Genomic DNA, 235 nt, shown 5'->3' with positions numbered 1-235 from the left:
ACGACTGGCCCAGGTTTCGCAAGCACCGGATGCGCTCGACACCATGCGCGACCTTCCCAGTTCGCGCCAGATCGAGCCCCTCCGACAGCGCGAGAGCCACTTCCGAGGCAGAATTGTTTCGACGCACGCGGCTGATGTTCCGATCGCCACGGCCCCATTTGCATACTTGCTGGACAAACTCGACCGACGCATCTGGATCAAAGCCGCTCTGGATCAGCTCTTGTCCCAACGCCTC

1 protein-coding gene is annotated in these 235 nt (G+C 61.3%); it reads right to left on the bottom strand.

What is annotated here, in order from left to right; translation table 11 throughout:
• Positions 1–235 (bottom strand): hypothetical protein (locus ACKX14_RS16475; protein ID WP_422449516.1); only part of this gene is annotated, 235 nt, incomplete at both ends.

The sequence above is a fragment of the Thermorhabdus hydrogeniformans genome, assembly GCF_049310025.1.
Taxonomy (GTDB): Bacteria; Bacillota; Thermosediminibacteria; order Thermosediminibacterales; family Tepidanaerobacteraceae; genus JBJYKD01.
Note: the sequence above shows the minus strand (reverse complement) of the source record. Positions and strands in the feature narration are given on the sequence as shown.